Consider the following 247-nt stretch of genomic DNA (forward strand, 5'->3'; position numbering starts at 1 on the left):
GCCCCAAGGGCTTCATGGATGCTGTGCTGGAGACAGCACGCCGGCTGGGCTGGTCAGAGGATCGCTTGCACTACGAATTCTTTGCCGCCAGCGTCGAGGCCACCGGCGATGCGTTTGAAGTGAAGCTCGCCAGCTCAGGCAAGACCGTTGCCGTGCCAGCGGAGCAGACCGTGGCGGAAGCACTTGCCGCGGCTGGCATTGAGGTGCCGGTCTCCTGCGGACAAGGCATCTGCGGGACGTGCCTGGT

Annotated in this window: 1 protein-coding gene; it reads left to right on the top strand. The window is 64.8% G+C overall.

Going from position 1 to position 247, the window contains the following annotated elements; genetic code table 11:
• On the top strand, positions 1-247 hold a 247-nt coding region (locus tag RVY79_RS21010), incomplete at both ends, for a 2Fe-2S iron-sulfur cluster-binding protein (protein WP_317466550.1).

The organism is Chromohalobacter sp. HP20-39 (assembly GCF_033052815.1).
In the GTDB taxonomy this organism is placed as follows: Bacteria; Pseudomonadota; Gammaproteobacteria; order Pseudomonadales; family Halomonadaceae; genus Chromohalobacter.